The organism is Bowmanella pacifica (assembly GCF_014645355.1).
Lineage (GTDB): Bacteria > Pseudomonadota > Gammaproteobacteria > Enterobacterales > Alteromonadaceae > Bowmanella > Bowmanella pacifica.
On the sequence record NZ_BMLS01000001.1, the window covers coordinates 1,061,133 to 1,085,421 of the forward strand.

The following is a 24,289-nucleotide window of genomic DNA, read 5'->3' on the forward strand; positions in this document are numbered from 1 at the left end:
GCTTTACTATGACGGCCTATAACAGGACGCCAAGTGTACCTTGCAACCCGGTAAATACCAAAAAATTAAGGCAGACGAAACATGACGCAAAATGCTGATAACCTGGTGTGGATTGATATGGAAATGACAGGCTTAGATCCAGACCGGGAAAAGGTATTGGAAATCGCCACTATCGTCACCGACAGCCAGTTAAATGTGCTGGCCGAAGGGCCGGTCATCGCTATTCACCAGCCTGACGACGTACTGGATGGTATGGACGACTGGTGTACCCGCACCCACGGTAACAGTGGACTGACGCAGCGTTGTCGCGATAGCCAAGTGAGCGAACAACAAGCGGTAGCAATGACACTAGCGTTTTTAGCCGACTGGGTTCCCCAGGGTAAATCCCCCCTGTGTGGTAACAGCATTGGTCAGGACAGACGTTTTATGGTGCGTCATATGCCAGAGCTGGAAGCCTACTTCCATTATCGAAATGTGGATGTCAGCACCATCAAGGAATTGGTGCGCCGCTGGAAGCCTGAGCTGTTGAGCCAGTTTACCAAACAAGGTACACATCTGGCCCTAGATGATATTCGCGAGTCCATTGCCGAGTTGCAATTTTATCGCCAGCACGTTTTCAATATCTAAGGCACACCACAAAGCTGTTTATAAAACCACCGGTCAGGCGGGATTTTCAAAATAGTACTTGCGTCTGACCGGCATTTTTGTAAAATGCGCCTCCGCTTGAGGTCGTAAAGTTCGCCTCAGGCATATCAGGATTGCGGGAATAGCTCAGTTGGTAGAGCACAACCTTGCCAAGGTTGGGGTCGCGAGTTCGAGTCTCGTTTCCCGCTCCAAATTCTGATATCAACCGATACGTCGGTATCTTCCAAGCGGGAATAGCTCAGTTGGTAGAGCACAACCTTGCCAAGGTTGGGGTCGCGAGTTCGAGTCTCGTTTCCCGCTCCAAATTTTCTCCTGAATATCCATTATCCTTTTCGCTAGCCGTCCACCTCACGGCATAAAGTCATTGTTTCGGCCATCTAAATCTGGCAACGTAAAAACTGGTCTAACCAGGAGTGTTTTATGTCTGCCCCTAACCCACTGCGTCGTCTGATTGACAAAGCCAATGGTTATCCTCAGTGGCTGAGTAAACGCATTCTTACCTGGGCGTTTTGTCATAAGGTGAAACTGGCCGGTACTGCAGGATTGGAGATCCTAGAAACCGACGGGCGCACAGTAACTATGCGCCAGCGTAATTTGAAAAAAGCCCAGAATCATATTGGCAGTGTGCATGCCGCCGCCATGGCACTGCTGGCAGAATCGGCTACCGGCTTTATCTTTGGCGTTAACCTGCCCGGCGATAAACTGCCACTGATCAAATCCATGCAAATTCGCTATCTGACCCGGGCTCAGGGCGATATGCAAGCCGTGGCCCGTATTAGCGAAGAACAGATTCAAGCCATGCAAAACCAGGAGCGTGGTGACACTGTGATAGCCGTAACAGTCACAGACAGTACCGGCGCACAGACCATAGAATGCGAAATGCGTTGGGCCTGGGTAACGAAAAAGCCCCGCTAAACGGCTTGCCAGGCCAACAGCCAACAAGCCCTTTGCAATCTATTAACCAAATGGCTTATAGGCATTACTGGTCTGATGGTTTAGAATTCGCCGCCATCGCAAAGACACAAGGCAATTTCACATGAGCGGTGTGGAGATTTTGTTAATCGGGCTGGCAATCCTGGCCTTACTCGGCGTGGTCTTCGAAGAAGTTACCCACATCAGCAAAGCAAAAATCACCCTGTTTACCGGTACCCTGTCCTGGGTCATCCTTTATCTGACAGCCATGACCGACAGCGCCACCGAGTTGGTCAATCATCACCTAGAAGAAAATATCGCTGAAATTGCCAGTTTATGGCTGTTTTTGGTGGCAGCCATGACCTTTGTGGCCTATCTGAACAAAAAGCGCATGATTGAGAGCCTGATCAACAGGATGTTGCCAAGTAAACTCAGTGAGCGCAAATTACTCTTCATGACCGGCCTGTTTGCTTTCTTCTTTTCCTCTTTGGCCGATAACATCACCGCCACTCTGGTTTCTGTCGCCATGATACTGCCACTGGGATTACCCAAGGAAAAGGTCATTAAGTTTGCGGTGCTAGCAGTATTTGCGGTGAACTCCGGCGGCGTGGCGCTGATTACCGGTGATGTCACCACACTGATGATATTCCTGGACGGTAAAACCGAGATTCAGAATCTGCTGTGGCTGAGCTTACCGGCCTTGTGCTCAGTGATCTTGCTGGCGACCATGCTGAGTTTTGGTATGCAGGGACAAATTACCCTGACCCGCAAGCGTATTCCGGTTAACCGAGTGGATATGCTTATCGCGGCAATTTTCCTGGCCACCATTTTACTGACGATTCTGGGCAATATCGCCTTTCAGATTCCACCTGTGCTCAGCTTCCTATGCGGTTTGTCGGTGATGTTCCTGGTGGCGCATTTCCTGCGTAAGGATAACGACGAAGATCCCATTCTCGACTATATCCGCCGCATCGAGTTCGATACCTTGTTGTTCTTCCTCGGCATCCTGTTACTGGTGGGTATGCTTAAGCAGATTCATGTACTGGACGTGCTGATTAGAATCTACGACATCATGCCATTAGCCGCCGCCAACTATACACTTGGCGTCATGTCTTCCTTTATTGACAACGTGCCGTTAACCGCCGCGCTGCTAAAGGCTGACATTCATATGGCTCCCGGCGCCTGGCTAAGCTTGACCTATGCCGTGGGCGTAGGTGGTTCACTGCTAGTGATAGGTTCTGCGGCTGGTATTGTGGCCATGAGTAAAGTCCCCGGTCTGACCTTCGGACGCTTTGCCAAGTTTAGTCTGCCACTTATCATTGCCTATACCTTTGGCTACCTGTTGGTACATTATCTCGGCCAATTTCTGTTCGCTTAATAAAAAAAATCGCGAGACTGACAATTTTTTGTTGACAGCCTCGCATTTTGAAACTATCTAGTCCTTGGCAAAGGCCCATGTCCTATGGGCTACGCTGCCAATACCAATTCTATTGGTATCATTCCTGATGTTGATGACTTTTTAGTTGGGGATGCCCATCATGGCCAAACAAACGAAAGAACAGCTGTTAAAACGCCAATTTCTTGATCCGAAGAACTATCCGTATGGATTTTCTCGTTCCGGGGATTTTTCCATATCTGAGAGTCAGGCGCTAAGTCGCTATGGCTGTCTGATAGCCGCACTGGTTGATGGTTTTTTGGAACCTGAAAACGACGAGGATGAGGGCTTTCTGGCATCAGCCAGAGGAGAGCGTGAACCTCTGACGGTGGCTGAGCGCGCTTGGTGCAAGTACCAAAAGCGTATCAATCGCCCCAGGATGGGCAGCATCTATGGTTCCAAGTCTCGTGGTATGTCAGAGAGTGACGACATGGGCGAAGAATCAGACGTTGAAATCGAACTGGACGATTAATGGCGTTACGGATGTGTTAACCAAAGGTTAACACATCCTATTTCCCAGCAATTACCTCGCCTCAAATGAAATTTTCATCCTATTTTTTCCATATAACGGGATAGATATCTCGCTTTTCCTGTATTTACTGTTTCAACTCTTCTCCTCCTTGAGTATAGTTTTCACTCCCTCCTCTAATCGCTTGTCTGTTTGAAGGCTATTTCACTTCTGAAAGCTGATGTAGAGAGAGCAAGTTGGGGGAATCTAATAATCAATAAACCATATGCAACCCGGAACCCAAACCCCGTGGAAATGCCAGTAGCAATGGGAGAAAAGCAGTGGAGATGATGTCAGGCGCCGCCATGGTGGTCAGAGCGCTGAAAGATGTAGGCGTAAAGCACGTATTCGGTTACCCGGGTGGTGCGGTACTGGACATCTACGACGCCCTTTATGCGCAAGAAGATGTTCAACACGTATTAGTTCGGCATGAACAGGCAGCGGCCCATATGGCTGATGGTTATGCCAGAGCCACAGGCCAGACTGGCACGGTGCTGGTCACCTCAGGGCCAGGGGCAACCAATACCCTGACAGGTATTGCTACCGCTTATATGGATAGCATTCCTATGGTAATCCTCTCCGGTCAGGTGCCATCTGTGCACATCGGTGAAGACGCCTTTCAGGAAACCGACATGGTCGGATGCTCACGTCCTATCGTCAAACACAGCTTCCTGGTCAAGCGCGCAATCGACATTCCTGATGCCATTGCCAAGGCCTATTACATTGCCAATACTGGTCGTCCCGGTCCGGTGGTCGTGGATTTACCTAAAGATATTGTCAATATCCAGGAATCTCATCCTTACCAGTTCCCTGATAAAGTGCAAATGCGCTCTTATAACCCCACCATTAAGGGGCATATGGGGCAAATTAAGAAGGCACTGAAAGCACTGCTGGAAGCCAAACGCCCGGTTTTATATGTGGGTGGTGGTGCCATTGCCTGTGACGCCAGTAGCCTGGTGACTGAACTGGCAGAAAAGCTTCACTTACCTGTTACCAATACCCTGATGGGCCTGGGCGCCTTCCCTGGCGACCATGAGCAATGTATTGGCATGTTAGGTATGCACGGTACCCTGGAAGCCAACAAGACCATGCACAATGCCGATTGTATTCTGGCTCTGGGTGCACGTTTTGATGACAGGGTGACCAATAACGTCGATAAATTCTGTCCTCATGCCACTATTATTCATGTGGATATTGACCCAGCGTCGATTTCCAAAACCATCAATGCCCATATTCCGGTAGTGGGCTCGGTGAAAAGCGTCCTCACACAATTTTTCGAGCAGATGCATGAGATCAACGACACCGAGCGCAAAGAGCAGCTGGCCGATTGGTGGGAACAAATTGCGTCCTGGCGCACACGTAAGTGTCTGTCTTACGCAGGCAGTAATGAGCTAATTAAGCCTCAGCAAGTTATCGAGTCTTTATACCGGCACACCCAGGGCGACGCTTATGTCAGCTCTGACGTTGGCCAGCACCAGATGTTTGCCGCCTTGTATTATCCCTTTGCCAAACCCCGTCGCTGGATTAACTCCGGCGGCCTGGGCACTATGGGCTTTGGCCTGCCTGCCGCTATGGGCGTGCAGTTTGCTCACCCCGATGCGGTGGTCTGCTGCGTCACAGGTGACGGCAGTATTCAGATGAATATTCAGGAACTGTCTACCTGTATGCAATACGGCTTACCGGTAAAGGTTATCTCCCTGAACAACCGCGCGCTGGGCATGGTGCGTCAGTGGCAGGATATGATCTACAAAGGTCGCCATTCTCATTCTTATATGGACTCACTGCCTGACTTCGTCAAACTGGCGGAATCCTATGGCCATGTGGGTATCAAAGTCGAAAAGCCTGAAGAGCTGGAAGACGCCATGGCGCGCTGCTTTGCACTGAAAGACAAGCTGGTCTTTATGGATATCGCCGTTGATCAGAACGAGCACGTTTATCCCATGCAAATCAAATATGGTGCCATGGACGACATGAGACTGAGCAAGACGGAGCGCACCTGATGAGACGAATTATATCTGTATTAATGGAAAACGAACCTGGCGCACTGTCTCGTATTATCGGCCTGTTTTCCCAGCGGGGGTACAACGTAGATTCACTTTGCGTTGCCCCGATTGAAGATTCCAGCTTATCCAGGCTGACCATCACCACAGCCGGTGATGACAAAGTGATTGAGCAGATCACCAAGCAGGTCAATAAGCTGATTGACGTACTGAAGATCTCGGATTTAACCGACGGCCAGCACGTTGAGCGTGAGTTGATGCTGATTAAAGTGGGAACACGCAGCGACAGCGTGCGTGATGAGGTAAAACGCACTGTAGATATCTTCAGGGGCCAGGTAGTGGATATTACGCCACGCAATTACACCATTGAGGTAACAGGCACCAGCGACAAACTGGACGCCTTTATCCACACCATGAGTCAAACAGCTGAAATTGTTGAACTCTCTCGTACCGGTGTATGCGGCTTGTCGCGCGGTGAGAAATCCATGCGCCAATAAGGCGAACCACCAATAAAAAACCCCGCCAGCGAGCGGGGTTTTGTTTTTACTATCACTCGGTTTTAAGCCGATCTAATTGCTGCAGTAACTGCTGCACATTATCGGCAATATCACCGGCACTTTGCATGGATGAACCGGCCAGGTCAGCCACCTGACGGGTCGCATCGCCAATAGACACCATATTCTTGTTGATCTCTTCGCTTACGGCGCTCTGCTCTTCAGCGGCCGTAGCCATTTGCATAATACGATCGGAAATATGGGTAACCTCCGTCACAATATTGCTTAGGTCAGCAAAGGCCTCTTTCGATTTGTCTGCCGCCGAGGTAGCGCGAGTACTGTTTTCATCGATCACACCCACAGTAGTTTTAACTTCCTGTTGTAAACCGGCGATCACGTCGCTGATTTCTTTTACTGATTCAGCCGTTTTAGATGCCAGAGCGCGCACTTCATCGGCCACAACACTAAAGCCACGTCCATGGTCGCCGGCACGTGCGGCTTCGATGGCGGCATTCAGAGCCAGTAAGTTGGTTTGATCGGCGATAGCGCCAATGACATCCAGAATTTTACGAATATCGTTACTGCGCGATGCCACGGCAGATACTGCCTGGGCAGCCTGACCCATATCATCTGCCAACTTAGTCACTTCATCCACCGCAAAGGACAAGGTCTTCTCTGTGGTGTTAGCCGAGCCTCTGGCAGACTGAGCACTGTCGGCGGCATCATTGGCATGTTTGGCCACATCACTGGCGGTTGCCGACATTTCAGTAATGGCCGTGACCACGCTATCAATCTCTTGATGCTGACGATTTATCTGCGTGCTGGTGTCTTTGGCATAACCACTGGTTTGTTCAGCACTGCCCGCGACTTCGCGACTGGACGATTTCACCGATTGTAATAAACCTCGGATTTTCTCCTGGAACTGGTTAAAACCATCTGCCAGTTCAATCAGCTCTTTGTGTGTACTGACATGCAAGCTGTTGGTCAGGTCGCCTCCTTGTCCGGCCAGCTCGCTCATACGCTGGGCCACTAAACGCAATGGGCTGACAATAGTGCGGGTAAATATCCATACAATCACCAGTGCTGAACCCACCAATATGATGGCAATCAGCAATAACTGTCCCAGCAGGGCCGATACTTCATCCTGAATGGCGCCAGAGACTTTCCCAACCGCCGCCATGGCTGACTGATAGTCAACACCAATAATCAACTGCCACTGGGTTTGCGCCGTTTCAATATTGACCGGGCTGGCAACATACAAATAATTATCCAGTTTGAGCATTTCCCCAGAGGTCGCCAGCGCCACCAACTGCTTGGCTTGTTCAGCACTCACGACTTCCGAAAAGGGTCTGGCTAACTTATCGGCGTTGTTGCTGGCGGCCACCAGAAAACCATCCTGGCTGACCAGAAATACTTTAGCCTTACCGGCAAACAGCGAGGCTGCCAGAGAAGTCGCCCGTTGTTGAATAATAGGCAGGTTCATATCAGCCCCCACGACCCCTCTGAAGCGGCCCTGCGCAATCACAGGCACGGTCAGGCTGGTCATCAATTCTTCGTAGCCAGGCCGGATTTCATAGTTATAGGGGTTGGTGAGGCAAGGGCGCATTTTTTCCTTATTGCACAGATACCACTCGGCAGCGCGAAAGCCGAACTCGTCCAGCGTGGTATCGTGCTTTTCTGCAGCATCAATAATGGGCTCCTGATCGATACTCCCATCAGGCTCACGCACAAAATACACTTCCAATGTCCCCGTACCTGGAACGGAGTGACTCGCTCCGGCGCTATAGTCAGCATCGTTGTCATAAAAACCGCCGACTTCAAACTGTGCATACATGGACGAAGAGCCGCTGACACCCAAAGTGTACTTAACCAGATTTTCCACCTGACCACGACTAAAGGGCTGCTGGTCAGCGTTCTCAATGGTTTGGCTAATTTGTGTAGCAACCGCTTTGGGGTACTGGTAGATTTGTTCAATGCTGGCTGCCACCTGGCTGGCATGCATACCTGCCTGGGCGCGCAGCTCATCCGCCACACTGCTTTCCAATTCAGAAGACACTTGGGTCACAATAACGTCTTCGGTATCCGATAATGACCAGTGGCTATATAACAAGAAGGCCAGGGTCACCACCACCAGCAAGAAGCCGACGGTAAGCAGTAACTTAATCGCCAGTGACGCTTGTTTTAATGAAGAAGGGTGGAAGTTTGAAGGCTGGTTAGCGTTTTTATTCATAACGGGCCGCAACTTAGTTTTGCTCGAACCTAAGTGTGGCAGAGTTTCGCAACTGCGCAACCGCCGCCACACCGCGTGATTTCCATGGGTTTCCCCGTCCATTCACGAATGATGCAGTACATCAACCGGAATCGCTTTGCATCCCTGAGTAAGGTTATCGTCTGAATAAACAAAGATCGCAACAAAATTTCCATCAAGGGCGTGAAAACCTTCAGAAAAAGTGAATGCAAGAGGATGAGAGGCAAGCGGCGAATGTTGTATGCTTTTTAGTACCCACTTACGCCACTGGCTCAGGCCGGAGGACTATTGTGCAACGTATAGCGCTAATCAACACTGAGCTACAACGGGTAGATGGCAAGCTGGGCTTAGCCAAACACCGGAAAATGGCCGCAAATCCTTATATTTTTATGCGCGGTGCTGCCCAGCTCTTTTATGCCGATATCGCCAACGAGGTGCTGCGTCTCCCTGCCGCGCTATTGCAGCTACCGTTAACCACCGTCATGGGTGATTGCCACTTGGGAAACTTCGGTTTCCTCACCGAAGAAGGGTCACATGGTGATCAGGTGATTTTTTCTCCCAATGATTTTGACGATGCTTGTATCGGCCATGCGGTGTGGGATCTTTCCAGATTCAGCACCAGTTTGTTGTTATGTGCAGACTATTGTCAGGGGATATCTCAGGGCCGTTACGAGGGAGAGCCCCAAAACCTGGGTAAGCCAGCGATCAGCCAGGAGCTTGCTCAGCAAGCCATAGCCCTGTTTCTTGCCCAATACCTGCAGGTCTGCCGTGCCAGCATTGATGCGCCGGAGTCTCGTATGAAGGTACTCAATTTGTTTAGCAAACCTCATATACTGGCGAAAAAGCAGCGCAAAGCCGTAGCCCGAGCGGCTGGTGGTGAGCAATTCCTGAGCAAAAGCGCCCTGGCCAAGGTGGTGGATCTTACTCAGCATTCGCCCAGATTCCGCTATCTGCCGAAAAAATTCAGACCATTAACGGCCGAACAGGAAAAGGATTTACGTTGTACCTTCGCACCTTATATGGACGACAGTATTCTGGATGTGACCCGACGTTTGGATGCCGGCACCGGCTCGGCCAATATGCAGCGCTATTACTTGTTAGTTGGTCCCGAAGGAGAACTCGCGGCCAGTGACCTGCCCCTTTGTCATATAGTGGAAATCAAGAAACAGCGGGCCGCCGCCCCTTTACATTGGTTTGCCGACCTCAGCCCCGTGAACCGACTCAATGCTGCGCATCTGACTGCATCCTGTCAGCGACGCATGCAGCGCCGCCCGGATTTACTCTTAGATGAGGTGCTCTGGCAGGGTGAACACTATCTGGTTCGCTCCCGGCATCACGCCAGAGTGGGGGTCGCACCTGAGGATATTGGCCTGGGCAACAAAGCTATTAATGGCGGCTTTCTGGATTATGCCCGCGCTTGTGGACAGGCATTGGCACTGGCTCACTGCCGCGGTGATCGGCGCTCTGTGCGCTTTGAATCTGCCATGGTCACGCAGTTACCCCTGCATATGGAAGCACTGCAAAAAAGTGTAAGCAGTTATGCAAAGCTTCAGTTGAACGATTGCAACCTGTTGAAATCCTTGTTAGAAACCAAGGTGTGAACGAATCCTTACCCTTAATTCTGGCCGGTCCCATACTGCGGCATTGTGAACCGACCCAACTAACGTTGTGGCTGGCAACCAGTCGCGCCTGCACCTTTGACTTGCAACTTAGCGACAGCACCGGTGCGCCGTTTGCTGCCAAACCGACTCGGTATGAGCAAATCCAGGTCGGTGAACATTGTTACATCCAACTGTTGCATTTCAGTCTGGATACCGCCCTTCCCACTGACAGCTACCTGCACTACGATCTGTTGGATGACAACGGGCAGGGCCTAGGTAGCCAGATACCCGGGCTTTGTTATGCAGGTGACCAACAACCGGGCTTTATGCTCAAATCCCGGGTCGATAATCTGCTACATGGCTCCTGCCGCAAGCCCCATCACCCCAGCAGTGATGGCTTGCTGGAAGTGGATAAACTGCTGGCCGATAAACGCCGCGATACCGAACAGCGTCCGGCACTAATGCTGTTTTCCGGTGATCAGGTTTATGTAGATGATGTGGCGGGCCCAACGCTGTGGGCCATTCATCAGGTAATAGATAAGCTGGGGCTGTATACCGAAGAGTTTGCCGGTGCCACCGTCAGCACCAGCGAGGAACTCTATAACAGCCCTGACTGCTACTACCTTCGTGAACTACTGCTACCCAAAAACAAGGCCAATGAAAAACTGGTAGAACGCTTCTTCGGCGGGGCCAAAAAACCGATATTCACCTCAGCCGGAGCCCACAATCACCTTATCTGCCTGGCAGAGGTGATTGCCATGTATTTGTTGGTTTGGTCCGACACTTGCTGGCAGTGGGTGGATTTGGACGCAGGCCGCGCGCGTATTCCCGACAAGTTTAAACCTCGTTACGATAAAGAAAGCGAGGCAGTAAAAGAGTTTGTCCAAGGGCTGAGTGACGTTCGTCGCTGCCTGGCGCATATCCCCACTTATATGATCTTTGATGATCATGACATTACCGACGACTGGAATCTGACCCGTGGCTGGGAAGAATCGGCTTATGGCCACCCGTTCTCACGTCGGATTATCGGCAATGCCCTGATTGGCTACCTGCTTTGTCAAGGCTGGGGCAACAAACCCTTGTGCTTTGACCCTCTACTTGACGCTTTACATGCCAGTGTAAAGGCCGGTGAACTGGAGCAGCAGGACAGTCTTATCAACACCTTGCTGGACTGGCAGGATTGGCATTACAGTCTGACTACCGCACCTAAGATTATCGTACTGGATACCCGCACCCATAGATGGCGTTCGGAAAGCAGCCCCGCCAAACCATCTGGCCTGATGGACTGGGAGTCACTGTCAGATTTGCAGCAGGAACTCATCGGTGAACCGGCAGTAATACTGGTGTCACCGGCACCTATTTTCGGCGTAAAGCTGATTGAAGCAGTACAGCGTATTTTTACCTTTTTTGGTAAGGCTTTAATGGTGGATGCGGAAAACTGGATGGCCCATCCCGGTGCTGCCAATGTGATTTTGAATATTTTTCGCCATCATAAAACCCCACCGCATTTTGTCATCCTGTCCGGCGATGTGCATTACAGCTTTGTGTATGACATTACCCTGCGTTTTCGCAAACACAGCCCAAAGATATTGCAGGTTACCGCCAGCGGCATTAAGAATTGCTTCCCGGCAGGTTTGCTGCGCTGGTTTGACCGTATCAACCTATGGCTGTATGGCAGTCGCTCACCGCTCAACTTTTTAACCAAGCGCCGCCGAATGCTGATTAAACGCCGCCAGCCACAAGGCCAGCGTGGTGTACTCTACAACAGCAGTGGTATCGGCCAGGTGATCTTGCCAGATGAATATGAACATATTCAGGCACGGGTGATCAGTAAAGATAAGACGGTAGAGTTTACATAAGCCCTTAATAAGCCGTCTTGTCAGCTATCCATGTAGGCCATATCAGACCAAGGTGCCAGCACAATGGATTAGAGTCTGAAACATCAGGGTGACCTTACATATTCGATGCTGCCGTTTTTTATCATCCTCTTGCCGTGCTCGATAGCCAAACGGATATCTCGACGCAAAGGCCCCAGTGCAGCGGTAAACTGATTCTCTTCCCTTTGATATAAGGGCCCCTCTAACGCTCCCCAGCGTAGCCAGACAACCTGTTGTTTCTCGAATATCTCCATTGCTGGCCAGCCGTCGTTTGCCTGGTACTGCCCCACCCAAGTCGCCCATTCAGCGCTTACTCTGACTTGCCGAGAATAAGCAAGCAGTTTGGCATTCTCTTGTTCTACACTTTGATGAAGACGCCCTTTCTCAACATCAAAGCGCTGCTGAGCTGCCCCAGGACTTACCGTAAGATTGTAAATATAGTTAGCAGCCACATGGGGCAGTAAGAAACCACGCTCTTCATTATACACACTCACCACTGCAAGCTTTTCTATCGGCAGAAAGGAGACATGTAAACTAATCCCAGCATAGCTACCAAAGCGCGTTAATATGGGCTTGTCATGATAGTCGGCAATGTCCCAGGCTAAACTGTAGCCGCGGCGCTGATAGGTAAAGTAATGCTTGTCCTGAACTGTGGTTGCCTGATGCAAACTATCAAAAAAGTGAGCGCTATCAGAAAGGTGCTGGCTCTGCAGTAAATTGAACTGCAGCCACTTGGCCATATCTGCCAATGTCGACACCACACCACCCGCTGCGTGTAGCCTTATATTATCTTTATACAGGCCTTTACGAGCTAATTGACCATCACTGTCCAGCTCCACGCTTGGTAATATCCCCCCGGGCGGGTAATCACTCAAATTGGTGCTGGTATTGGTCATCCCAAGCGGGATAAAAATCTCCTCGCGCATTAACCTCTTCCAGGATTGTCCCGTTGCCTTTTCCATTGCCGCAGCCGCCAGAATGGGGCCAGTATTGGAGTAGCGGAATTTACCTGGGGCCGCGACAAGCATCTTGGAATTTAGCGCTGTGATCAGCTCTGACTCATCTTGATAACCAAGATAAGCGGTTTTGAAGCTGTGTTGGGTACTGGTAAAACCTGCGGTATGGTTTAGAAGTTGCGCGATACTTATCTCATCAACCGCCACACGCTTGTCCAGAATCAGGTCTGCCAGGTACTGACGCAGGGGTGCATTCAGCGAGAAACGCCCCTGCTCTTGTAACAACTGTGCCAGGGTACCGGTAAATGCCTTGGTATGTGATGCCAACAGAAATGGAGTAGAAATGCTTAAGCCATTGTCTTTCGGGCCAGCCCCGCGTTCATTGAGGCTGTAGGCGTAACGCAGGCCCTCGGTATCGATCACGGCAATCAGAAAGTCGCCCTTTAAACCATTGTCTGCATACAGCTTCTCTATTTGCTTTGGCAACTGACGCTCTATTCGCAGCAAAGTCTCTTTATCCAAAACGTCGGCATTGCCAACTTGCATCGACAAAGAAGTAAACACACTAAGTAGTACTTTAATAAGTAACTTCATATTAAGGCTCATGTTTCTAACTTAATTGATTAGAAACATGCGCCCCGGTTTTTAGATGCAAGTGGTCAGATTTTTTCTGATGGCAATAAGAACGCGCTGCATACCAAGGTAATTAATGTGGCGGTCAGCATATAGGGGGACTGTAGGACAAAGTCCTTCAACGGTACCCATATATTCTCGTCGGACAAGCATACCGTCACTAAGATAACCAAAAGTGCGGATAAGCACGCAGTCACCATCATGACCTTGCGTGACTGCCGACGGTGTTTCACCTGACTAAGCACTGCATCGGTGAAGCCCTCGTCATTGGGTTGTTCAGAATAGGCCAGAAGCTGTTGAAGATCCCGTTCTGATGACTCTTTCATGATACGCTCCGGGTAATCTGGTTTGCGTGTAACCAGGTTTCTACTTTCTTTTTGCCACGATTGATGTTGGATTTCACCGTGCCCAATGGCAGTTGGGTAATTTCCATAATCTCCTGATGACTCATACCGGCACTGTACGCCAGGGTAATACAGGTTCGCTCGGCTAGACCTAACCTGTTGATTAAACTCTCGACCAGCAGGTCTTTTTCGGCATTAGAAGCCACCATAGGCTCGATGATTGCGTCGGAATAAGGTACCTCATTGGCATAATGCGATTTTCGTTTCTCATTCAGGAAAGTGCGATAAGCGATGCTATGAAGCCAAGTGCCAAAACTCGCTTCGGACCGATAGCTAGCAATCTTGTGGTACAACGTTGTAAACACTTCCTGAGCGAGGTCATCGGCTAACGCCTGATCTCCGGAAGTCAGGCGCCGTAAAAATTGCCGAATAGCCTGCTGATACCTACGCACCAATGTTGCAAATGCATGGTGATCGTCTGCTAGCACCACCCTGGCAATCAGGGTCTTATCATCGATCATTAGTTAATGCGTGCTGCAATGCAAAAGGCCAATCCGGTAAATAAAGGAAACACACCAAACACCATACCCAGGGAAGCATTATTCACTACCGCACCGGCGGCCAGACAGGCAAGACCTAAGGCTATTAGTATCAGACCTTTACGCAAGTCTGTTTTCCAACCACTGGGGGTCGCCCCCATCTGTTGCAGCAATTCCACCGATAATTGTCCACCATTGCTCAAATGCTGCTGTAAGGTTTGATGAACCTGACCTTTATGCCGCGCAGAGAGTACTAAATTGGTCAATACAACAGCGGCAATACAAATCATCCCGGTAATAGGGATCCACAAATCTGACATAACTTCTCCTCACGCTTCAAATACCGGCAAAGCTCTCTAATAACATACATGCCCCTGGTCCATGACAAATAGAGAATACTCAGACTCTGCTTGCTGCGGACCGGTTAAATGCTAATCCACAGTAACCATATATTGATTAGACACACACCTGGGGTGATTTGGATGCAAGAAAAAACGCAATCTGCACTATGGTATTGAGCCAGTGAATCAAATGGCCATGCGGGCGGTGCGCCAAGAAGTGAATATGGTCAGGCAGTCGGACTGGCTTGGCTAGAGAACGACCCCAAAGCAGCATCAGCCCCTTCGGACGGTAAGATGCCAATCGCAATATCAAAAAATAGGATGTGTTAATTTGTGGGGTTGGTGATGTGTCATGTATGGTCAGCGTGGTGACCGGACTGTGGGCGTTAGCCAATTCAGCAGTCCACGCCATCCACACTGAATACCCCTCCCTGGGTAATGATTCGCGCGGCGTTTCTAGCCTAAAAGCTCCTTACGGACGATATCAGCGCCGGCACTTAATGCCTGCAACTTGCCTCTTGCCACAGTGCGCGGCAACGGAGCCATACCACAGTTAGTACAGGGATAGAGCTTGTCTGCATCAACAAACTGCAGCGCCTTGCGCAGCGTATTGGCCACCTCCTCTGCGCTTTCGATAACATCGCTTGCCACATCAATGGCGCCGACCATTACCTTTTTACCGCGAATAAGTTCCAGCAGATCCATAGGAACCCGTGAGTTATGGCACTCTAACGAGATAATATCGATCTTGGATTTTTGCAACTTAGGGAAGGCTTCTTCATATTGGCGCCACTCTGAGCCTAGTGTCTTCTTCCAATCCGTGTTGGCTTTAATGCCATAGCCATAACAAATATGCACCGCGGTTTCACATTTAAGCCCTTCAATGGCGCGTTCCAGTGTGGCAATGCCCCAGTCATTAACCTCATCAAAGAACACATTAAATGCCGGCTCATCAAACTGGATAATATCCACACCCGCCGCTTCTAATTCTTTGGCTTCCTGATTCAAGATTTTGGCAAATTCCCAGGCCAGTTTCTCGCGACTTTGATAGTGGTCATCATACAGCGTATCGATCATAGTCATAGGACCAGGCAACGCCCATTTAATAGGTTGCTTGGTTTGCTGGCGTAAAAATCTGGCATCTTCAACAAAAACAGACTTTGGCCGGGATACCGGGCCTACTACGGTCGGCACACTGGCATCATAGCGGTCACGGATTTTGACGGTTTTACGATTCTCAAAATCAACACCGCTTAAGTGCTCAATAAAGGTCGTCACAAAGTGTTGGCGGGTTTGCTCACCATCACTGACAATATCAATTCCTGCCTGCAGTTGTTCTTGCAACGCAATACGTAAGGCATCCTGTTTGCCATCAAGCAGTTCCTCACCCTGTAATTTCCAAGGTGACCAAAGTGTTTCAGGTTGAGCGAGCCAGGACGGTTTTGGCAGACTACCTGCGGTTGACGTGGGTAATAATTTTTTCATAATAACGGCTGTTCCACAGTAGTGAGTTAAAGTGCGTAATTAGCAGACCATTGCTCAAGAATGGTTTTGTATGGTTTGATGAAATACTCTTCGGTAAATTTCCCCTGCTTAATCGCTAACTTACTGCGCTCTTCCCGGTCATAAACAATTTGTGTTATTGAATGATCGGAATTCTTCAGGTTCGGTTGGTAACACTTTCCGGCAACCGCATTCGCATTATAAATTTCAGGTCGGTAGATTTTCTGAAAGGTTTCCATGGTGCTGATGGTGCTTATCAGCTCTAGATTGCTGTAATCATTAAGTAAGTCACCAAAGAAATAGAACGCCAAAGGGGCAACACTATTGGGCGGCATAAAGTAGCGAACCTGCAAACCCATCTTTTTGAAATATTGCTCGGTCAACGAGGACTCATTGGGCTGATATTCAAAGCCCAATACCGGATGCTGATTTTCAGTACGGTGATACGTTTTGTTATCTGACACACTTAAGCAAATAACAGGTGATTTTTTGAAATTCTGCCTGTAGGCGCCTGAATTAATAAAACACTTAAAGAGTTTTCCATGCAGCTCACCAAAATTATCGGGAATGCTAAAGGAGGCTTGTTCTTTATTATGCTCAAGCAGCAATACGCTAAAGTCGTAGTCACGCACATAAGACGAAAAATTATTCCCGACTATGCCTTCAATACGTTCATTGGTTTTGTGATCAATAATGTTGGTTTTCAAGACTTCGATAGACGGGAAGGTCTGACCGCCACCGTTAATATCCATATGCACAGAAACGATTTCCAGCTCAACAGAATAACGATCGCCTTTAGGGTTGTCCCAATGCGCCAGGGCATTAAAGCGGTTATCAATCATATTTAAGGCATTACGCAAATTCTGCTGACGGCTTTCACCTCTGGCCAAATTAGCAAAGTTAGTCGTAAGACGCGTATTGTCTGACGGGTGATAATTCTCGTCGAGACCAATGCTCTTAATAGTGAATGTAAAGTCATTATTCATTGTCATCTGGTATCCAATTTTCTGCGCTAAAGCCTGAAGTTATTCCTTACTCTTTGGTGTTTTCACCTACCAGCCCGACTACAAATTAACGGTAATCTTTTATAGAGCGAAGAGTAGAAGGTACTTTATACTTGCAACCTATCATGAATAAAAATGATATTATCTCATCATCCTATGAGCATTGATCATGCTTTCTTGTTGCGGGTGCACATTATGTTGGAACGTATTCACTTGGCTATCCTGTCGGCCATAGAAGAACAAGGCACCCTGACCCAGGCGGCCGAAACCTTGAACTTAACGCAGTCAGCGCTAAGTCACAGTATTAAAAAATTAGAGGGGCAGATTGGCACGCCCATTTGGGAAAAGCAGGGACGCAGCCTGCGCCTTACCTCAGCCGGTAGGCGCATACATGCACTCTCACGCAGACTGCTACCGCAATTTGAACATACCGAGCTATTGCTTAAACAGATTGCCAAAGGTGAAATGGGCTCCCTGCGTATAGGTATGGAGTGTCACCCTTGCTATCAATGGTTGCTTAAAGTGGTGGCGCCTTTCCTGGAACAATGGCCAGCCGTGGATGTTGACGTTAGGCAGGAATTTCAGTTTGGTGGTTTGCGGGCGCTATTTGATTATGAGATCGATATGCTGGTTACCCCCGACCCGTTATTTAAGCCCGAGCTGGAATATTTCCCGGTATTTGGTTACGAACATCGTTTGGTGGTTGCTAAATCCCACCCATTAGCAGAGCAACAATGGGTCAGCCCTCAGCAACTCAGTAATGAGGTACTGTTTACTTATCCGGTTGAACCTGAGCGCTTAGATATTTTTAGTCAGTTTCTTAACCCGGCTAAATGTAGCGTGCGCCAACATAAAGTTATAGAAACCACTGAGATCATGCTGCAAATGGTGGCCAGTGGTCGGGGCATTTGCGCCTTACCCGGCTGGCTGGTACAGGAATACGAGTCAAGCTTACCCATTACCAGCCTGCGCATTGGTAAGCAGGGGATTCAAAAAGACATCTATTTAGGAATACGCAAGGGAGATGAGCAGATTCCCTATGTGAGTGAATTTATTAACCTGGCAAAGAAAACGTCGTAAAAACACAACGCGGGGCAAGACTGCGGGGCGGAAATCAGCGCTCAGCGATACGCTGGTAAAGTACCAACGGCTCTGTCGCCCCCTCGTGCTCGTAAGGCCCCACCAACCTAAAACCTGCACTTTCCAACACCTTGATAGAAGCCTGATTGGTTGACAGGCAAAATGCCATCAAGGTTGAATGGCCTTGCTGCTGGGCATAAGCGACAACCGCTTTGACCGCCTCTTTAGCATACCCTGTCCCGCGAGCCTGCGGCAAAAAGGCATATCCCACATCCGGGTGTTCCAGGTTATCCCGCTTCAACAAACCGCACAAACCCAGTGGTAAACCACTTTCCCGTGCACAAACCTTGAGCATGCAATAGCCATGACGTTGATAGGTGGCGAGCGGACCATTGTGGATATAGTCTCGAGCATCATCCAGATTACGCACCCCTTTATCGCCGATATATTTCAGCCAATCCGGGTCATTCAATAAGGCCAGAATAAAAGCGCTGTCCTGGTCATCCAGCAAACTTAGCTTCAAACGTTGGGTTAATATTTGCATCAGGTGGTTTCATCGGGGAGATAGCTCCCCATCTTGTCAGTCCGACAAATAATACTCAATAGTGGAGACAACCCGGATAGTCTTGATATGCGGGTTATTTTTATCCCGGTTCTCAATACTAAACTGGCCCTGTGAGGCGCGACGTATTTTGCCCACCTGGCTTTGCGAGTCTTTGGCAAACTTTTCCGCCACCGCTCTGGCGTTGGTGGTGGCTTCCTGCACCATGGCTGGTTTTAGTTCATTGAGGCCGGTGAATTGATATTCGGTCATATGCTCATAGTTGTTGGCGCTGAACACCAGGCCTTGCTTGCCTAACTCGACAATATCCTGCATAGCATCTCGCACCAGTTCGATCTGCGGTGAATAGACAGTCACCACCTGCGTGGCCAGAAAACGAAACTCGGCTTTTTCACCGCCCCCCCATTGCTGGGCGGATTTATCCGTAACGGACGGCGCATTGATACTTACCGCATTTTCATCAATGCCCTTGAGAGTAAGATAAGCACGAATCTTCTCCACGTTCTTTTCCATATCCAGATAGAGCTGTTCCAAATCATTACTGGCCTCGGTAAAAGCGATGGGCCAGATAACCACATCCGCCAGCACTTCTCTTTCCGACAGCCCTTTGACCGTCACGGTTCGCTCATATTCTTTCACCTGAATAGCCGCATTGGCCAACAGATAACCTAACAGCACTAAACCTAAGAAAACCCCTAACGCCAGCAGGCTGTTTTGTTGTTTTTCCATCTCATATCCCTCTAATGTGTAGACTTCTATCCAAGCCTAATAGCAAATTCTGGCAATACTATGGCAACAATAAGATGAATCGGGTATGACTGTTGTAGTCAGTCTTCAATAAAACCGAACAGCCGCTTACTCCAATCCTCAACATAACCTTGTTCCAAGCGCTGCCGAGCTTTGCTTTTCCAGCTCTCTGACAACACATCACAAGCCACCAGTTGTTTCAGAAACTGCGGATTTAACGGATGATTAAAAAACTGCCAGGCCACCATACGCACAGTTAACTCAGGCCAGGGGCGCGTAAGCAAACTAACCTTATCTCCAGGGGCCACCCAACCAGGCTCCAACACACGCAGCAAATAGCCTGCCTTACCGGTAAGCTGTAACTGCAAGGCTAAATCTGGCACCCCAAACCGCAGATTGAGTTTAAAGCAGGGAGAGCGAGGCTGGCTTATCTGCACTTTCGCCTGACCAAGCTGAAACACATCGCCAATACAGACCTGCTCTTCAGCCATACCTGACAAACTGATATTTTCACCAAAAGCGCCGGGAACAAAATCAGGGTGATCGGGATATTGCTCTTGCCAGTAACTATAGTGTTCCAACGGATAAATATGCACGGCCCTATCCGGGCCACCGTGGTGCTTAGGATCGGCCTGCTCATCTGTTGAAAAACCATTCTCGCTGAGCAACAAAGGCTCTTCTTGCCGTTGTTTGCAAATAGCGCTGTGCACATTTTTAGTCAGCTTGTCTGCTTTACCCACAAATAGGTCTACTGTTGCGCTCATTGTCCCCCCTAGCCTCATACTTCCTTTATCCAACTGACAACCTGAGTGCCATGGCTGCAGAGTATTCTACACATTCCGGCTTAACTGATAAGAGCAACAAGGGGGGCAATCGAAAATACAATTTTTAACTTCTTGCTGCGTTACACTCTAATACACTATGGACTTAATGGCTTCGTTGCTGAGCCTGTCTGTATTGCTGGGGAAAAGCCAATCTAGAACGTACCCTAAGCTATCTATTCACTGCTAGTGTAAACTCGCTAGATATTAGATTATTGAGGTCCACATTATGACAACGAATTCAACCGTTAGACGGGCCACTTTGCTCCTTGCCATGGGCGTCGCCGTCCTTGTATCCGGGTGTGCCAGCGAATCATCACGGGTTGTAGAAGCCCCCAAAGTGAATAGCTACAACACCGCCTACCAAGGTGAAAAAAGTAAGATATCGGTGGGAAAATTTGCCAACAGATCCAGCTTTCAGAATGGGCTATTTGCTAATGGTATCGACAGATTAGGGTCTCAGGCAAAGACCACCCTTATCACCCATCTTCAGCAAACCAATAGATTCCGGGTACTTGATCGTGAAAACCTCGACGAGTTGGCACAAGAAGCTGACTTTTCAGGCCAGGAAAAATCCTTTTTAGGTGCCAACTTTGTGCTGACCGGCGACGTGACTGAGTTTGGGCGCAAAGAAGTGGGCGACAAGCAGCTTTTTGGACTGCTGGGTAAAGGCAAGTCACAGATAGCCTATGCCAAGGTCAACTTAAATATCGTTGACGTACAAACCTCTGAGGTTGTGTATTCCGTGCAAGGGGCAGGAGAATACAGCTTATCCAATCGTGAAGTGGTTGGCTTTGGCAGTACAGCCAGTTATGACGCAACACTGAATGGCAAGGTACTGGATCTGGCCATCCGCGAAGCGGTCAACAACTTGATCCTTGGTATTGAGAGTGGTGCCTGGAAGTAACGCTATGCGGCTGAAGTTACTAATATTAGCGCCAAGCTTGTTGCTAGGGGCGTGCAAAACCACCGAGCCGCTTTATTACTACGGCAGTTATCCGCAAGCAGTGTATCAGTACATTAGCGGCGAATCTTCCGTTAATGAACAAATCTTAAGTTTGCAGCAAACCCTGCATAGCGCAAAAAGCGAAGGCCTGCCCGTGGCACCCGGCATACACGCACATTTGGGTATGCTGTATATGCAGATTGGTGATGAAACCGCGGGCTATGAAAACCTGATAACAGAAAAAAACCTCTTCCCAGAGTCAGCTCATTACATCGATTTGCTACTGCAAAATAACAAAAGTGGGACGACAAGATGAAGAAACTGGTATTCGGCCTTTTAGCCAGTGCAGCTATGTTGGCAGGCTGCGCATCACCGTCTAACAGCCTTGACTATGCGGCATTTGAAAATGCCGCGCCCACTTCCATTTTGGTGCTGCCACCCATTAACAACAGCCCGGAAGTCATGGCACCCTATGGCCTGCTGGCACAGATTGCCGCCCCCATTGCCGAGTCCGGATACTATGTGTTTCCTGTGGCTCTGGTGTACAACACCTTTAAAGAAAACGGGCTGACCGTAGCCAATGATATTCATGCGGTTGACTATGCAACACTCAAAAGTGTGTTTGGTGCAGATACTGCTCTTTACGTCACAATAGAAGAGTACGGCACCTCTTACGTGGTGCTGTCCAGCGATACCGTTGTCAGCGCTTCGGCAATATTAGTGGACTTATCAACCGGAGAGCGGTTATGGACCGGCTCGGCCAGGGCCTCCAGCGCCGAGCAGCGCAGCAGCGATGATCAAAGTTTGGCCGTCATGTTAATAGGAGCGGCGGTAAACCAGATTGTGGAAACCCTAACAGATAAGGGCTTTGAAATTGCCGGTATCGCGGCTAACCGAATGCTGTCATCCGAGAGCTATAATGGCCTGCTGTATGGCCCTCGTTCACCCAAATACGGCCAGCCTGTGGTAAGTCAGCGCAAACAATGATAGTGCATTGCCAAACCTGGACGGAGCGCTTCTCCGCCCAGGTTTAATCGGCTTTGTAGGTTTAGCGCATGGTAACAAACTCTTCCGCACTGGTGGGGTGAATAGCCACACAGGCATCAAAATCAGCCTTGGTTGCCCCCATTTTGATAGCCACCGCAAAACCCTGCAGAATTTCATCCATACCCAGGCCGATTCCATGTAGTCCCACAACTTTCTCGTCCGGGCCTGCACAAATCAGTTTCATTCGGGTGATCTGACGGTGGCGGGTAACCGCCGTATACATGGCCCCAAAACCAGAGTTGTAAACCTTGATATTGTCACGGCCAAATTGCGCTTCGGCCTCAGACTCGGTCAAACCAATGGTGCCGATAGTGGGGTGGCTGAATACCACGGTAGGCACCAAATCGTAGTCCATATGGGCCTGTGCCTGGCCATTGAACAGACGCTCTGACAACAAACGCCCGGCCTTAACCGCAACAGGCGTAAGCTCAATGCGACCGGTATTATCACCTACCGCATAAATGCCCTCGGCGCTGGTGTTTTGGAACTTATCCACTTGGATATAGCCCTGTTGGTTAACCTCAACACCGGCCTTGTCCAAGTTTAACTTATCTGTTGCTGGCTCTCTGCCAATGGCCCAAATCAAACAATCTACCTGCAGGCTCTGACCATTTTTAAATGTTACGTCTAAAGCGCCATCACCGCGCTTGTCCACCCGCTGTATTTCGCTGTGTGTGTGCAGAGTCGGGCCATGCTCGGCCATGAGCTCAACCAATGTATCGCTTAGCATAGGGTCAAAACCACGTAATGGTTTCTCTTTTCGTACTGCCAGGTGCGTCTGCGTACCTAAGCCATGTAATACGCCCGCCAGTTCAACCGCGATATAACCTGCACCGACTACCAAGGCGCGTTTAGGCTGCTGACGCAAAGCAAAAAAGCCGTCCGAGTCGATACCATATTCCGCCCCTGGTACATCCGGCCAGCTTGGCCTGCCGCCTGTGGCAATCAGTATATGCTTGCCGCGGTAGTGCTCACCGTTCACCTCGACGGTGTTGGCATCCACAAACCGGCCAAAGCCTTCAATACGCGTGATGCCGTTATTCCCTAGCACTCTGTCATAAGAGCCATGGATACGTTCAATATAGGCCTCACGGCTGTCTACCAACGTCTTCCAATTGAACTCATTCAAGGTCAGATCAAAACCATAATCTGGCGCATAAAGCTTAATAGCCTCGGCGACTTGGGCACCAAACCACATGGCTTTTTTAGGTACACAACCTACATTCACGCAGGTTCCACCTATTTTGTTGGCTTCAATTAGCGCCACCTTAGCGCCATGACTAGCCGCGCGGTTGGCCGAGGCGATACCCCCACTGCCACCGCCTATACAGATATAGTCAAATTCTTGCATATGCTTTGCTCTTCTCCCAGATTCAGTGATTCTGCCAAATTGCCATTCAATTGTCAGAAATGAATAGACAGGCTAAACCGGTTTTGGCTTACAAAGTGGGTTAGGCTTGAGTGGTTAACAAGCAATTTGATCTCGCGCAAAAATCATGCACTTTTGACTTGATGAACCCTTCTGGCGCCCCTATTTTTTATCTGCAATGGCAAACAAACTGGAGGTGTATATGAGCTTTTTCCCAAGTCTTTTCGGCCACCAGAAACCTGAGGCAGTGACCTCACTGCGCAGCCGTTTAGATAACGTATTTGACGACTTTTTTAAGGACTGGCCACAAGCCGCTGATGCTAAGTGGCTAAGGCCTGCCGTCGATGTTGCTGAAACCAAAGAAGCACTGGAAGTCAAAGTTGATTTACCTGATATGAATCGGGAAGATATTCAGCTTGAATTACATGGCGACCAACTCTTGATCCAAGGTGAAAAGCAGTTCAAAAAAGAAGATAAGGATGACAAAGGCTACCACCTGATGGAACGCGCTTACGGTTCCTTCCGAAGGGTCATTCCATTGCCCTTTACCCTGAGTGACAGCAGTGAGGTGAAAGCCAGCTATGACAAAGGCGTACTGACCGTGTTGTTGCCAAAACCGGCAGGTGAACAAGTTAACAGCAAGCGCATCGACATTAAGTAAATGTGTAAAGCAAAGA

Annotated in this window: 24 protein-coding genes and 2 tRNA genes; 15 read left to right on the top strand and 11 right to left on the bottom strand. The window is 49.3% G+C overall.

Annotated features, from left to right (window positions below):
* The first annotated feature begins 81 nt into the window (after positions 1-81).
* From orn to ilvN, 8 genes are all read left to right on the top strand, one after another.
* Positions 82-627 (top strand): oligoribonuclease, encoded by a 546-nt coding sequence (orn, locus tag IEX02_RS04240; protein ID WP_188690720.1) that lies wholly within the window; start codon positions 82-84, stop codon positions 625-627.
* A 133-nt stretch (positions 628-760) separates the two neighbouring features.
* A tRNA-Gly gene (locus IEX02_RS04245) sits at positions 761-836 on the top strand.
* A 36-nt stretch (positions 837-872) separates the two neighbouring features.
* Positions 873-948: transfer RNA gene (locus tag IEX02_RS04250), tRNA-Gly, on the top strand.
* 117 nt (positions 949-1,065) lie between these two features.
* Positions 1,066-1,560 (top strand): DUF4442 domain-containing protein, encoded by a 495-nt coding sequence (locus IEX02_RS04255; protein ID WP_188690723.1) that lies wholly within the window; start codon positions 1,066-1,068, stop codon positions 1,558-1,560.
* A 121-nt stretch (positions 1,561-1,681) separates the two neighbouring features.
* Complete coding sequence (gene nhaD, locus IEX02_RS04260) at positions 1,682-2,935, top strand: sodium:proton antiporter NhaD (RefSeq protein ID WP_188690726.1); 1,254 nt, start codon at positions 1,682-1,684, stop codon at positions 2,933-2,935.
* A 160-nt stretch (positions 2,936-3,095) separates the two neighbouring features.
* The gene (locus IEX02_RS04265) at positions 3,096-3,464 is read left to right on the top strand and encodes a MaoP family protein (RefSeq protein WP_188690730.1); all 369 of its coding nucleotides are present in this window, start codon (positions 3,096-3,098) and stop codon (positions 3,462-3,464) included.
* A 317-nt stretch (positions 3,465-3,781) separates the two neighbouring features.
* Positions 3,782-5,500, top strand: coding sequence for an acetolactate synthase 3 large subunit (locus IEX02_RS04270; protein WP_188690733.1), 1,719 nt, complete (start codon positions 3,782-3,784; stop codon positions 5,498-5,500).
* A complete protein-coding gene (ilvN, locus tag IEX02_RS04275; RefSeq protein WP_188690747.1) occupies positions 5,500-5,997 on the top strand; it encodes an acetolactate synthase small subunit in 498 nt (165 codons plus the stop codon). Before IEX02_RS04270 ends, ilvN begins: the two co-directional genes overlap by 1 nt.
* Positions 5,998-6,049: 52 nt before the next feature.
* Here the strand turns inward: ilvN and IEX02_RS04280 are convergent, their stop codons facing one another.
* Positions 6,050-8,224 (bottom strand): methyl-accepting chemotaxis protein, encoded by a 2,175-nt coding sequence (locus IEX02_RS04280; RefSeq protein WP_188690751.1) that lies wholly within the window; start codon positions 8,222-8,224, stop codon positions 6,050-6,052.
* 308 nt (positions 8,225-8,532) lie between these two features.
* Between IEX02_RS04280 and IEX02_RS04285 the strand changes: the two genes are divergently transcribed.
* Together IEX02_RS04285 and IEX02_RS04290 are read left to right on the top strand one after the other, a co-directional pair.
* Positions 8,533-9,843 (top strand): DUF2252 family protein, encoded by a 1,311-nt coding sequence (locus tag IEX02_RS04285; protein WP_229702049.1) that lies wholly within the window; start codon positions 8,533-8,535, stop codon positions 9,841-9,843.
* Positions 9,840-11,702 (top strand): alkaline phosphatase D family protein, encoded by a 1,863-nt coding sequence (locus IEX02_RS04290; protein ID WP_188690755.1) that lies wholly within the window; start codon positions 9,840-9,842, stop codon positions 11,700-11,702. The genes IEX02_RS04285 and IEX02_RS04290 overlap by 4 nt, the downstream gene beginning before the upstream one ends.
* An 83-nt stretch (positions 11,703-11,785) precedes the next feature.
* On the opposite strand, the gene IEX02_RS04295 is transcribed toward IEX02_RS04290, so the two are convergent.
* The 6 genes from IEX02_RS04295 to IEX02_RS04320 form a co-directional block, all read right to left on the bottom strand.
* On the bottom strand, positions 11,786-13,270 hold the full coding sequence (locus IEX02_RS04295; protein WP_188690757.1) for a serine hydrolase domain-containing protein: 1,485 nt from the start codon (positions 13,268-13,270) through the stop codon (positions 11,786-11,788).
* 65 nt (positions 13,271-13,335) lie between these two features.
* The gene (locus tag IEX02_RS04300; RefSeq protein WP_188690760.1) at positions 13,336-13,635 is read right to left on the bottom strand and encodes a hypothetical protein; all 300 of its coding nucleotides are present in this window, start codon (positions 13,633-13,635) and stop codon (positions 13,336-13,338) included.
* Positions 13,632-14,174, bottom strand: coding sequence for an RNA polymerase sigma factor (locus IEX02_RS04305; RefSeq protein ID WP_188690763.1), 543 nt, complete (start codon positions 14,172-14,174; stop codon positions 13,632-13,634). The genes IEX02_RS04300 and IEX02_RS04305 overlap by 4 nt, the downstream gene beginning before the upstream one ends.
* Positions 14,174-14,512, bottom strand: coding sequence for a DUF6249 domain-containing protein (locus IEX02_RS04310; protein WP_188690765.1), 339 nt, complete (start codon positions 14,510-14,512; stop codon positions 14,174-14,176). The genes IEX02_RS04305 and IEX02_RS04310 overlap by 1 nt, the downstream gene beginning before the upstream one ends.
* A gap of 477 nt (positions 14,513-14,989) precedes the next feature.
* Positions 14,990-16,018, bottom strand: a complete 1,029-nt coding sequence (locus tag IEX02_RS04315) for a methionine synthase (RefSeq protein ID WP_188690768.1) — start codon at positions 16,016-16,018, stop codon at positions 14,990-14,992.
* A 26-nt stretch (positions 16,019-16,044) separates the two neighbouring features.
* The gene (locus IEX02_RS04320) at positions 16,045-17,022 is read right to left on the bottom strand and encodes a DUF1852 domain-containing protein (protein WP_188691807.1); all 978 of its coding nucleotides are present in this window, start codon (positions 17,020-17,022) and stop codon (positions 16,045-16,047) included.
* Between the two features lie 213 nt (positions 17,023-17,235).
* Between IEX02_RS04320 and IEX02_RS04325 the strand changes: the two genes are divergently transcribed.
* Positions 17,236-18,120, top strand: a complete 885-nt coding sequence (locus tag IEX02_RS04325) for a LysR family transcriptional regulator (protein WP_188691810.1) — start codon at positions 17,236-17,238, stop codon at positions 18,118-18,120.
* 34 nt (positions 18,121-18,154) lie between these two features.
* Here IEX02_RS04325 and IEX02_RS04330 read toward each other — a convergent pair whose 3' ends face one another.
* The 3 genes from IEX02_RS04330 to IEX02_RS04340 form a co-directional block, all read right to left on the bottom strand.
* Positions 18,155-18,664, bottom strand: a complete 510-nt coding sequence (locus IEX02_RS04330; RefSeq protein WP_188690771.1) for a GNAT family N-acetyltransferase — start codon at positions 18,662-18,664, stop codon at positions 18,155-18,157.
* 36 nt (positions 18,665-18,700) lie between these two features.
* A complete protein-coding gene (locus IEX02_RS04335; RefSeq protein ID WP_188690773.1) occupies positions 18,701-19,411 on the bottom strand; it encodes an SIMPL domain-containing protein in 711 nt (236 codons plus the stop codon).
* A gap of 98 nt (positions 19,412-19,509) precedes the next feature.
* The gene (locus IEX02_RS04340; protein ID WP_229702050.1) at positions 19,510-20,193 is read right to left on the bottom strand and encodes an MOSC domain-containing protein; all 684 of its coding nucleotides are present in this window, start codon (positions 20,191-20,193) and stop codon (positions 19,510-19,512) included.
* A 286-nt stretch (positions 20,194-20,479) separates the two neighbouring features.
* Here IEX02_RS04340 and IEX02_RS04345 point away from each other — a divergent pair, with 286 nt between their 5' ends.
* Genes IEX02_RS04345 through IEX02_RS04355 form a run of 3 tightly spaced genes read left to right on the top strand, consistent with a single transcriptional unit; the run spans position 20,480 to position 22,183 of the window.
* Positions 20,480-21,157 carry a CsgG/HfaB family protein gene (locus tag IEX02_RS04345; protein ID WP_188690775.1) on the top strand — a complete coding sequence of 226 codons (678 nt, stop codon included), beginning with the start codon at positions 20,480-20,482 and terminating at the stop codon, positions 21,155-21,157.
* 4 nt (positions 21,158-21,161) lie between these two features.
* Positions 21,162-21,512 carry a DUF4810 domain-containing protein gene (locus tag IEX02_RS04350; protein ID WP_188690778.1) on the top strand — a complete coding sequence of 117 codons (351 nt, stop codon included), beginning with the start codon at positions 21,162-21,164 and terminating at the stop codon, positions 21,510-21,512.
* On the top strand, positions 21,509-22,183 hold the full coding sequence (locus IEX02_RS04355) for a DUF799 domain-containing protein (protein WP_188690780.1): 675 nt from the start codon (positions 21,509-21,511) through the stop codon (positions 22,181-22,183). The genes IEX02_RS04350 and IEX02_RS04355 overlap by 4 nt, the downstream gene beginning before the upstream one ends.
* A gap of 61 nt (positions 22,184-22,244) precedes the next feature.
* Here the strand turns inward: IEX02_RS04355 and gorA are convergent, their stop codons facing one another.
* Positions 22,245-23,594 carry a glutathione-disulfide reductase gene (gene gorA / locus IEX02_RS04360; RefSeq protein WP_188690782.1) on the bottom strand — a complete coding sequence of 450 codons (1,350 nt, stop codon included), beginning with the start codon at positions 23,592-23,594 and terminating at the stop codon, positions 22,245-22,247.
* A 220-nt stretch (positions 23,595-23,814) separates the two neighbouring features.
* On the opposite strand from gorA, the gene IEX02_RS04365 reads away from it, so the two are divergent.
* Complete coding sequence (locus IEX02_RS04365; protein WP_188690784.1) at positions 23,815-24,273, top strand: Hsp20/alpha crystallin family protein; 459 nt, start codon at positions 23,815-23,817, stop codon at positions 24,271-24,273.
* Positions 24,274-24,289 lie beyond the last annotated feature (16 nt).

Excerpts from the sequence above, each read along its gene's own strand:
- IEX02_RS04350 (WP_188690778.1), top strand. The coding sequence starts at position 21,162 with ATGCGGCTGAAGTTACTAATATTAGCGCCAAGCTTGTTGCTAGGGGCG.
- IEX02_RS04325 (WP_188691810.1), top strand. The coding sequence starts at position 17,236 with ATGTTGGAACGTATTCACTTGGCTATCCTGTCGGCCATAGAAGAACAA.
- IEX02_RS04305 (WP_188690763.1), bottom strand. The coding sequence starts at position 14,174 with ATGATCGATGATAAGACCCTGATTGCCAGGGTGGTGCTAGCAGACGAT.
- IEX02_RS04320 (WP_188691807.1), bottom strand. The coding sequence starts at position 17,022 with ATGAATAATGACTTTACATTCACTATTAAGAGCATTGGTCTCGACGAG.
- IEX02_RS04265 (WP_188690730.1), top strand. The coding sequence starts at position 3,096 with ATGGCCAAACAAACGAAAGAACAGCTGTTAAAACGCCAATTTCTTGAT.
- gorA (WP_188690782.1), bottom strand. The coding sequence starts at position 23,594 with ATGCAAGAATTTGACTATATCTGTATAGGCGGTGGCAGTGGGGGTATC.
- IEX02_RS04355 (WP_188690780.1), top strand. The coding sequence starts at position 21,509 with ATGAAGAAACTGGTATTCGGCCTTTTAGCCAGTGCAGCTATGTTGGCA.
- IEX02_RS04335 (WP_188690773.1), bottom strand. The coding sequence starts at position 19,411 with ATGGAAAAACAACAAAACAGCCTGCTGGCGTTAGGGGTTTTCTTAGGT.
- IEX02_RS04295 (WP_188690757.1), bottom strand. The coding sequence starts at position 13,270 with ATGAAGTTACTTATTAAAGTACTACTTAGTGTGTTTACTTCTTTGTCG.
- IEX02_RS04255 (WP_188690723.1), top strand. The coding sequence starts at position 1,066 with ATGTCTGCCCCTAACCCACTGCGTCGTCTGATTGACAAAGCCAATGGT.
- IEX02_RS04280 (WP_188690751.1), bottom strand. The coding sequence starts at position 8,224 with ATGAATAAAAACGCTAACCAGCCTTCAAACTTCCACCCTTCTTCATTA.
- IEX02_RS04345 (WP_188690775.1), top strand. The coding sequence starts at position 20,480 with ATGACAACGAATTCAACCGTTAGACGGGCCACTTTGCTCCTTGCCATG.
- IEX02_RS04300 (WP_188690760.1), bottom strand. The coding sequence starts at position 13,635 with ATGAAAGAGTCATCAGAACGGGATCTTCAACAGCTTCTGGCCTATTCT.
- ilvN (WP_188690747.1), top strand. The coding sequence starts at position 5,500 with ATGAGACGAATTATATCTGTATTAATGGAAAACGAACCTGGCGCACTG.
- IEX02_RS04310 (WP_188690765.1), bottom strand. The coding sequence starts at position 14,512 with ATGTCAGATTTGTGGATCCCTATTACCGGGATGATTTGTATTGCCGCT.
- IEX02_RS04330 (WP_188690771.1), bottom strand. The coding sequence starts at position 18,664 with ATGCAAATATTAACCCAACGTTTGAAGCTAAGTTTGCTGGATGACCAG.
- IEX02_RS04365 (WP_188690784.1), top strand. The coding sequence starts at position 23,815 with ATGAGCTTTTTCCCAAGTCTTTTCGGCCACCAGAAACCTGAGGCAGTG.
- orn (WP_188690720.1), top strand. The coding sequence starts at position 82 with ATGACGCAAAATGCTGATAACCTGGTGTGGATTGATATGGAAATGACA.
- IEX02_RS04340 (WP_229702050.1), bottom strand. The coding sequence starts at position 20,193 with ATGAGCGCAACAGTAGACCTATTTGTGGGTAAAGCAGACAAGCTGACT.
- nhaD (WP_188690726.1), top strand. The coding sequence starts at position 1,682 with ATGAGCGGTGTGGAGATTTTGTTAATCGGGCTGGCAATCCTGGCCTTA.
- IEX02_RS04315 (WP_188690768.1), bottom strand. The coding sequence starts at position 16,018 with ATGAAAAAATTATTACCCACGTCAACCGCAGGTAGTCTGCCAAAACCG.